The sequence below is a fragment of the Streptomyces phyllanthi genome (assembly GCF_009377205.1).
Lineage (GTDB): Bacteria > Actinomycetota > Actinomycetes > Streptomycetales > Streptomycetaceae > Streptomyces > Streptomyces phyllanthi.
This window is the reverse complement of the sequence record NZ_VJZE01000577.1, coordinates 1-4,906: the sequence shown is the minus strand read 5'-3', so window position 1 is coordinate 4,906 and position 4,906 is coordinate 1. Positions and strand designations below refer to the sequence as shown.

Here is a 4,906-nt window from a genome sequence, read left to right as displayed (position 1 = left end):
GGGCGCGGGTGTGGGTGCGGGTTCCGGTGCGGGTCCGTATGCGCACGACGGCTCCAGGGGCTCCAAGTGGGTGCCGGACCCCGGGGATTGGGGGTCCGATTCGTTCACCTGTGTGACACCTGGAGGGCGTGCGGGGTTGTGCGGTGGTTGTGCGCGGGGGCCCGGTGGGCCGGTGCGGGTTACGACCAGAACGCGTTGACCGTGTCGAGGTCCTCGGTGCACTCGTCGATGTCGGTGACCTTCTCCCCGACGATGCGGAAGACGAGGCAACCGGTCTCGTCGATCCGCTTGTCGCCGCGCTCGGCGGTGAAGCGGTGCAGGGCCACGGCGTGGCCGCGGTTGTCGACGAGGACGTTGCGCAGTTCGACGCGCAGCGTGCCGCTCGTCTCCTCGTTCAGCCGGCGGTAGAGGTCGAGGACGGAGTCCTGGCCCTTGAAGTCGCCGGACAGGGGGTGGTCGCCGGGTACGTGGTGCGCGCAGTCTCCCGACAGGATCTCGCGCAGGGTGTCCATGTCACCGCGCGAGAAGGCGTCGTAGCCCTTGCGGACCAGTGTGGCGTGGGGGTGCTCAGCCATGGTGGTCGCCACCTTCCGGAGGGTTGGGTCGGCGATGTGTGGCCTATGTAGGTAATTGTCCGGCGGCGACGGCGTCGGGACCACCGGAACCCCGAGTGACGGCGTCGGGACCACCGGACTCCCGAGTGACGGCGTTCAGCACGTGCGCTCGTACGGGAGGTCCGGGAGGTACGTCGTCCAGTCGGCGCGGGACAGGCCCGAACCGGCGCGTTCGCAGACCTGGCGGACCACGTGGGCGGGAGCGACATCGTACGTCCGCAGCGGGACGTGTTCCCCGGCGACGTACAACGTGGTGCCGTCGCGGTCGAAGGCGAGCGTGAGGGGCGAGTCGCCGGGGGTCGGAAGGGCGGAGCCGAGGGGGCGGCTGGAGGCCACGTCCCAGAGCTGGACCGTACCCTCGTCGCCGGCGACCGCCAGGGTGCGACCGTCCGGGGAGAAGGCGAGCGCGGTGATGATCTCGTCCGATCCCGTCCCGCCCAGCACGCCGATGCGGTTCCGCACGTCGCCGTCCCACACCGTCACATGGCCCAGACGATCGCCCGCCGCGAAGTACGTCCCGTCCGGGCTGAAGGCCAGAACGGCGGGCTCGTTGTCGCCGAGAGCGCGATAACCGGAGCGTCCCGTGCGGAGGTCGGCGACCCGGTTCGGCGAGGCGACCAGGGTGCGCTGGTCGTCCCGGACGGCCATGACCGCCGCGGAAATGCCGTTCAGCGTCCGGGCGCGTCGTTCGCGCCGTAGGTCCCAGACCTCCACCACCTGCCTGTTCGCCTCCCGGGAGACGAACAGGGTGCGGCCGTCGTCGCTGAGGGCGAGTCCCACGACGCCGGTCACGGTGTTCGCGCCGGGGCGGACGGCGAGGGTCGCGTGTTCGCGGCGGGTGGCGAGGTCCCACACCGTGATGCGCTGGCCCGAGGGGTCGGTCGACAGGGTATGGCTCGGCGCGTACGCGAAGAAGCGGCCGTCGGCGCTGAACGCCATCAGGTTGGAGCAGTCCATGGTCACCTGAACGACATCGGCGTTCCCCGGGCCGGTGACCCGCGGCGGCTCCACGGCTCCGGTCGCGTCGCCGGGCGCGCTGTCGTCCACCGCCTCGTCCGTGGCATCGTCGTCGGAACACGGCTTCCGCGGCATCGTCAGAACGGTCCTCCCGGTGCGGGTGTCCTGCAGCCGGACGCTCCGCTCGTCCCCCTTGTCCGTGCCGACGCGCAGGGTGGCCAGCGTCCGGCCGTCCGGTGACAGCAGGGCGTCGTCCACCGCCTGTGAGCGCCAGCGGGAGGTGATCGCCGGGCCCAGCCGCAGGGATCGTACGGCTGTGCCCGAGCCGTTCAGATAGTGGATCTCGCCCGCCGCGAAGTCGACCTCGTGATGGTGGGCCGTCTCATTGGCCAGGGAATGGCGCCACACCGGGGTGGCCCCGGGGGAGGCCAGACGCCACAGCAGGAACTCCCCCGTCTCGTCGATCGCGATCAGGAACTCGCCCTCCGGGCTGAACCGCACCTCCCCGGGCGTCCTCGCTTCCATCCCGGCGAGTTCCTCACCCGTGGTGATGTCCCGGACGGTGATGTCGGTCGGGGACGCGAGCGCGATGTCCGTGCCGTCCGGCGAGAAGGCCAGCTGGACCTGATCGCAGGAATCCCGCCCGAGTTCCGCCGCCCAGGGCAGGCGCAGGGTGCCGCGGCGGGCGACGTCCCAGATCCGCAAGGGGTACCGGTCGGCGCAGAGCGCCAGCCTGCGGCCGTCATCACTGAGGACCGCGTCCCACGTGGTCGCCTCCCCGAGGGGAACGCGCAGCAACAGCCGGCGGCTTCGTACGTCCCACACACGCAGTGCACCCCCGTCGTCCGCCAGGAGGACGCGCCCGTCGCGGCTGAACCGGACGGTCGGCATCTCCATCCCGTCCAGACGCCCGGTCAGCCGCCCGGTGCGGATGTCCCACAGCGCCACGCCCTTGGTCCCCGACAGCGCGATCGTCCGGCCGTCGGGACTGATCACGTCGTTCAACGGTCCGGTCAGCCGCTTGCCGGGTCCCGGGTGGCTGTGCGTACGGCGGTGGGTGCGCAGGTCCCAGACGCGGACGTGGTCGCGTGACGCCGACACCAGTGTCCGTCCGTCCGCGGTGAGCCGGCGGACGGCGGTGTCGGTGCCGCGTTCCGGGACGGTGAAGGAGTCCTGTTCGTGGTGGTTGAGCGCGGACAGCAGGGCTGAGCGGGTCTCGACCGTGTGCGCGAGCTTCCAGGCCGCCACGCTCAGCCGGGCCGCCGCCACCGGATCGGTGGCCCGCATGCTGTCCGCCACCGCCGCGATCCGCCGGGCCTCGGCCTCACGGTGGCGGCGGTCGCTCGTACGGGACTGCTGCCAGGCGGTGACCCCGGCGATGAGGGCGAGGACGAGAAGCGTGGCGAGGGCGGTGAACAGGCCGCGGCGACGGCGCAGTTCCGTGGTGCGAGTGGTGCGGCTCGCGGTGAGGAAGGCCTCCTCCAGCGGGGTCAGGGGCTGGTCCGCGAGATGCTCATCGGCCGTGGCGAGGCGGGTGCCCCGGTAGAGGGCGCCCGGGTCGCGGCCCAGGTCGTCCCAGGCGCGGGCGGCCTCCGTGAGACGGCGGTGGGTGCGCAGGCGCTCGCGGGTCTCCTCGATCCAGGTGCGCAGCCGGGGCCAGGAGGTGATCAGGGCCTCGTGGGCGAGGTCGACCGTGTCGTCGTCGAGGGTGAGCAGGCGGGCACGGGTCAACCGCTCCAGGACCAGGGCGACTTCACCGGCGGGCGCGAAGTCCAGTTCCGTACGGTCGACCGGGCGGCGCGTGTCCTGGGAGCCCTCGCCGGGCGTGATCAGGCGGAGGAGGAGCTGCCGGGCCAGGGCCGCCTGCTCGGGGGACAGGGTGGCGTACACGTCCTCCGCCGTCTTCGCGATCGCTCCGCGTACTCCGCCCGCCGCCTCGTACGCCGCCATCGTCAGGGCCCGGCCCCGGCGCCGTAGCCAGGTCTCGCGCAGGGCGTGGGAGAGGAGAGGCAGACCGCCGGGTTCGCCGTCCACCTCGTCGACGAGGTGCGCGGTCAGGTCGCGTTCGACGATCAGTCCCGCCGACTGGGCGGGCCGGATCACCGCCTCCCGCAGTTCGGCCCGGGTCATGGGGCCCACCAGGAGACTGGCCTCGCTCAGCGCGTCGGCCAGGGCGCGGTGTTCGGCGCAGCGGCCGTAGAAGTCGGCCCGGACCGCGATGACGACACGCAGCCGGCTGCCGGGGTCGGTGCGGGCCGCGAGCAGGCGGTCGATGAACTGGGTGCGTTCCGCCTGGTCCCGGCAGAGTGTGAACACCTCTTCGAACTGGTCGACGACGAGGACGGTGTCGCCGGGGCCGCCGTCCTCCTTCGGTTTCAGCGCGTCCTCGTGCGTGCGGAGGGGGTGTTCGCCGGGGGTGAGGATACGGAGGGCGGCCGGGCCGGTCGGGCCGCTCTGACTGCTCTGTCCGCTCTGACTGGTCTGTCCGCTCTTCTGGAGGGTCGGTATCAGGCCCGCCCGCAGCAGGGACGACTTGCCGCTGCCGGACGGGCCGAAGACCGCCGTGAAGCGATGTGACGCGGTCAGCGCGCGGAGGGCGTCCACCAGGTCGTCACGGCCGAAGAAGCGGTCGTGGTCGGCGGGTTCGTAGCGGGACAGGCCCTGGTACGGCGCGTCGGCGGCTTCGTCGTTCCCGAGGGTCGTCGCCGACTCCTCGGACGCCTCGTGCCAGCGGCGCTCCCATTCCTCCGGGGCACCGCCGCAGGCCTTCACATACGCCAGGGTCACGGCCAGGGAGGGAAGCTGCTCGCCGGCGGCCGCCTGGGAGAGGGTCGTCACCGAGTAGTGGGCCCGGCGGGCCATCTCGCGGTACGTGAGGCCGTCCGCCTCCTGGCGCAGCTTGCGCAGTTCGTACGCGAAGCGCTGGACCGGGCCCGCCGCGGGGTCCAGCGGAGTCTCGCGACGCCCCATGCTCAGGTCTCCCTCTCGTCCCCCGTGCCCCCCGTGTCCCGGTCACGGTAAAGAGCCGTCCGGGTGCCCGCAAGCGGGCTCACCGCTCCCCAACTGGCCTTACGTCTTTGTTCGGTGTGGCGGAAGGGGCCTGCCGAACAACCCTCGGGGCGGCTGGACTTGAGGCACCGGAGCACCGGAGACCTCCGGGACGCCCGACCCACCGACGGGGGAGACATGAGAGCACGAGCAAGGCAAGAGGCGAGGGAGCGTCGTACGGCCCTGCGACGGCTCGTCGTGGGTACGGCGCTGGCGGTCGTCGGCACGGCGGCGATGGTGGCCGTGACGCTGCCGATGAGCGCTGCGGGGGACGCGGGGGGATCCGG

General features: G+C 72.4%; 2 protein-coding genes. Both read right to left on the bottom strand.

From position 1 onward, the window contains the following. Positions 1–179: 179 nt before the first annotated feature. Positions 180–575, bottom strand: a complete 396-nt coding sequence (locus tag FNH04_RS41210; protein ID WP_152791306.1) for a nuclear transport factor 2 family protein — start codon at positions 573–575, stop codon at positions 180–182. A 135-nt stretch (positions 576–710) separates the two neighbouring features. Further along, a complete protein-coding gene (locus FNH04_RS41205; protein WP_152791305.1) occupies positions 711–4,541 on the bottom strand; it encodes an nSTAND1 domain-containing NTPase in 3,831 nt (1,276 codons plus the stop codon). Between the last annotated feature and the right edge of the window lie 365 nt (positions 4,542–4,906).